This window comes from Microcystis sp. M53598_WE2, from assembly GCF_030067735.1.
GTDB classification, from domain to species: Bacteria; Cyanobacteriota; Cyanobacteriia; order Cyanobacteriales; family Microcystaceae; genus Microcystis; species Microcystis aeruginosa.
This window is the reverse complement of record NZ_JASJFE010000790.1, coordinates 1-4,109: the sequence shown is the minus strand read 5'-3', so window position 1 is coordinate 4,109 and position 4,109 is coordinate 1. Positions and strand designations below refer to the sequence as shown.

4 protein-coding genes are annotated in these 4,109 nt (G+C 40.2%); all 4 read left to right on the top strand.

The window, feature by feature from the left end:
* Positions 1-228, top strand: a 228-nt coding sequence (locus PX636_RS16140) for a hypothetical protein (protein WP_288117819.1), incomplete at its 5' end; no start/stop codon positions are given.
* Positions 229-260: 32 nt separating this feature from the next.
* Positions 261-1,595, top strand: coding sequence for a hemolysin family protein (locus tag PX636_RS16135; protein ID WP_288117817.1), 1,335 nt, complete (start codon positions 261-263; stop codon positions 1,593-1,595).
* Positions 1,596-1,671: 76 nt separating this feature from the next.
* Positions 1,672-2,793, top strand: a complete 1,122-nt coding sequence (mltA, locus tag PX636_RS16130) for a murein transglycosylase A (RefSeq protein ID WP_288117815.1) — start codon at positions 1,672-1,674, stop codon at positions 2,791-2,793.
* 92 nt (positions 2,794-2,885) lie between these two features.
* Entirely contained in the window at positions 2,886-4,046 is a 1,161-nt protein-coding gene (gene grrM / locus PX636_RS16125) for a cyclophane-forming radical SAM/SPASM peptide maturase GrrM/OscB (RefSeq protein WP_288117821.1), read from the top strand.
* Positions 4,047-4,109 lie beyond the last annotated feature (63 nt).

Sequence of the window (4,109 nt, the reverse complement as noted above, 5' to 3'; positions counted from 1 at the left end):
GCCGGCTTCGGTAGCGGTTGGGTAGCCTATCAATTGGGAATCGCCTCCCTGAAGGGAGTCAGTCAACCAGATATCAACCCCGCTAAAAAGTTTACCAACGATCGCACCAGTTATGGTCGCAATCAAACTTTTATCCCCGTGAAGGAAGAAGAGGTGCTGAAAAGAGTGAGAGTTTATATGCAACAACAGAAAAACAAACCGCAATCAAAGGACGAAACCAAAGGATAGGCTTTAAAAAAGGCGAATTTTGCCTTTTCGCTATGGATAATCAGGATTTATTGACTCGTTTAATTTTAGTCTTTTTACTAATCGCGCTCAATGCTTTTTTCGTAGCGGCCGAATTTTCGCTTGTGTCTGTCCGTCGTACCCGCGTCAGTCAGCTAGTGGCTGCGGGAGATGTGCCAGCGCAGACGGTCCAATCTCTACAAAGAAGTCTCGATCGCTTACTTTCCACTACCCAATTAGGCATCACCCTTTCTAGTTTAGCTTTAGGTTGGATCGGGGAGAGTACCATGACCGTTTTTGTGAGGAAATTACTAAGTTTTTTACCCTTTTCCTTAAACTGGCAAAATCTTCTCTCCCATGGTTTCTCTCTTTGTCTAGCTTTTTTAATCGTGGCCTATCTCCAGATAGTTTTTGGGGAACTTTATCCCAAATCCCTAGCTTTAATTTATGCCGAACCGATGGCGCGATTATTAGCAGCACCTATTGGCGTTATTTCCCGAATTTTTAAGCCTTTTATCGGTATTCTTAACCAATCAACTCGTTTTTTATTGGTTTTAACCCGTATCCCCGAAGTAGATCTACAGCGTTCTAGTCGGGTAACTTCCGAGGAATTACAATTAATTATCAGCATGGAAGGGGAATTAACGGGATTAGAAGCAGCGGAAAGGAAAATTTTAAATAATGTTTTCCAGTTTAGCGAAATCACTGCCGCGGAAATCATGGTTCCCCATAACCGTTTAGTAGCTATTTCCTCGACCGCAACTTTTGAGGAATTATTGCTCCAAGTAGTTAACAGTGGCTATTCTTGTTATCCTGTGGAAGGAGATTCCGGTGATGATATCCGTGGTCTGATCGATTTTAAAGATTTAGCTTTACCCCTTGCTCAGGGTCAGTTAAATTTAACAACCCCGATTAAACCTTGGTTAAAACCTGTGCGTTTTTTCCCCGAAACCACTGCTTTAAATGAATTACTAACAGTGATGCGGGAATCATCCTTAAAGATGGTTATCATTGTCGATGAATTTGGCAGAACAGCCGGTTTATTAACCCTAAAAGATTTAATCGGTGAGATTCTGGGAACTTTTTCCCCTAGTGATGAATCAGGAACAGTAAAATATCAACTCCTCGATGAATCGACTTTTCTCGTACAAGCACAAATGAATTTAGAGGACGTGAACAAAGCATTAAATTTAAGTTTACCCTTGGCCGATGAATACCAAACCCTAGCTGGTTTTGTCCTCCATCATTGGCAAAAAATACCGAAGGTGGGAGAACAATTATATTACCAAAATTTAGAATTTACCATCATTTCTAAGGTCGGCCCTCGCTTGGAACAAATTAAGATTTATCGGCAACAACTATCCTCATAATATAAACAAGAAACAACTTTTCTCATTTATCCTTCTTGATTGTTAATCGAGTCAATAGCTGCCCACTCCTGTCACCATGAAACACCTTTTGACACTCCTCCCCCTCAGCTTGGGATTAATTGCCCTCACCCCCGCAAATTTGCCCCTAGAACGTTTTGAAATCTCACAATTAGGAACATCTACGGGATACGATGAACGACTGCTAACGGACAAAAAAACCCTCCTACAAGCGATCGATCATAGTTTACGTTATCTGAATAGCTCGGCGGCGATCCGCGCCTATCAAAATTATCCTATTCCTGAAATAACTCGTCAGCGAGTGCAGCGTTCCTTAGTCCGTTTTCGTCAATTAGTGCAGAATTCTCCCACTCCCGCAGCTCTACAAAAGGCAGTTAAAAAAGAATTTATTTGGTATCGTTCTTTGGGTAATGATAGCCAGGGAAATGTTAAATTTACTGGTTATTTTGAGCCAATTTATCAAGCAAGTCGGCAAAAAAACGCCGAGTATAAATATCCTCTTTATCGCCGACCTGCTAACTTTTCTCGCTGGTCAAAACCCCATCCAGCTAGGGTAGAATTAGAGGGAAAAGATGGTTTACTGGGGGAAAATAGCCGTCTCTCGAGATACGAATTAGTCTGGTTAAAAGATCGCTTAGAAGCTTATTTAGTTCATGTGCAAGGTTCGGCGAAATTACGTTTACCTAATGGTCAAATTATGAGCATCGGTTTTGATGGCAATACCGAGCATCCCTACACAAGTCTGGGAAAAGAAATGATTGCCGATGGTATTTTTCCTGCTGAGGGTTTAACCTTACCAATGGTTTTGGATTTTCTCAGAAATAATCCTGAGCAATTAAAGAATTATATTCCCCGCAATAATCGGTTTATTTTCTTTCGAGAAACCCACGGCGCAGCTGCCACTGGTAGTATTGGAGTTCCGGTTTTACCGGAAAGATCGATCGCTACAGATAAAAGTATTTTTCCCCCCGGTGCTTTAGCAGTAATTGAGACAGAAATTCCCGAGGGAAATCTTAATAAAAAATTAGTTAGTCGCTATGTTCTCGATCAAGATACTGGCAGTGCGATTAAAGGTACTGGGAGGGTAGATATTTTTATGGGAACAGGAAAAAATGCGGGTGAGCGAGCCGGTTTAATTAATACTCCCGGTCAGTTATATTATTTATTATTGAGGGAATAGGAAATAGTATAGGTAGAATTAAGATACAATTCCCAGAATCGGTTATCGGTTATCGGTTATCATATTTAAGGGAGAATTTTAAAAATAGAATGATGGAAAAAAACACAAATATAGATTGGTCGGATTGTGGTCCAATTACTTTAGTAGTCGTGCAGCCGACTTCTTTTTGTAATCTCAATTGTGATTATTGTTATTTACCCGATCGCCACTTAAAAAATACCTTATCCTTAGATTTAATCGAGCCGATTTTTCAGAGGGTTTTTAGTAGTCGTTTTCTCCAAGATGATTTTACCATTTGCTGGCACGCCGGCGAACCCTTAGCAGTTCCCATCAGTTTTTATGAAAGTGCTTTCGCCAAAATTGCGGAAGTTAGCGAGAAATATAATCAGCAGGGTTACTGTTTTCGTCATTCAGTACAAACTAACGCCACTTATATTAACGATGCTTGGTGTCAATTATTTAAAAAGCATGATGTTTATGTGGGAGTCAGTCTTGATGGACCGGCCTTTATTCACGATATCCACCGGCAAAACCGCAAGGGAACTGGCAGTCATGCTGCTACAATGCGGGGGATTTCTTTCTTGCAAAAACATGAAATTGATGTCAGTATCATCGCTGTTTTAACAGAAGATTCTCTCGACTATCCCGACGAAATTTTTAACTTTTTTTGGGATCATGGTCTTACCGATGTGGCTTTTAATATGGAAGAAACCGAGGGTATTCATTCGCAATCTTCCTTAGATAAATTAGGGATTGAACAACGTTATCGCCAGTTTATCGCCAGATTTTGGGAGTTAGTCACGGCCAAACAAGGAGAATATAAGCTGCGGGAATTTGAATCGATCTGTAGTTTAATTTATGCCGATGAACGCTTAGAAAATACCGATATGAATCGACCTTTTATGATTGTCAATTTTGATAATCAAGGTAATTTTTCCACCTTTGATCCGGAATTACTATCGATTAAAACCCAACCCTACGGCGATTTTATCTTTGGTAATGTTTTGACCGATTCCCTGGAATCTATCTGTGAAACTGAGAAATTTCAACAAATTTACGCTGATATGCGCGGTGGAGTCGATTTATGTCGGCAAAAATGCGATTATTTTGGGGTTTGCGGGGGTGGTGCCGGTAGTAACAAATATTGGGAAAATGGCACTTTCAACTCCACAGATACTAAAGCCTGTTTATACCGGATTAAGTGTATCACCGATATCGTTCTCGATCGCCTAGAAAATTTATTAGAAGTTTAAAGATTTTTTTAGCTATCAGTAATCAGTAATCAGTTATCAGTTATCAGTTATCAGTTATCAGTT

Excerpts from the sequence above, each read along its gene's own strand:
- mltA (WP_288117815.1), top strand. The coding sequence starts at position 1,672 with ATGAAACACCTTTTGACACTCCTCCCCCTCAGCTTGGGATTAATTGCC.
- grrM (WP_288117821.1), top strand. The coding sequence starts at position 2,886 with ATGGAAAAAAACACAAATATAGATTGGTCGGATTGTGGTCCAATTACT.
- PX636_RS16135 (WP_288117817.1), top strand. The coding sequence starts at position 261 with ATGGATAATCAGGATTTATTGACTCGTTTAATTTTAGTCTTTTTACTA.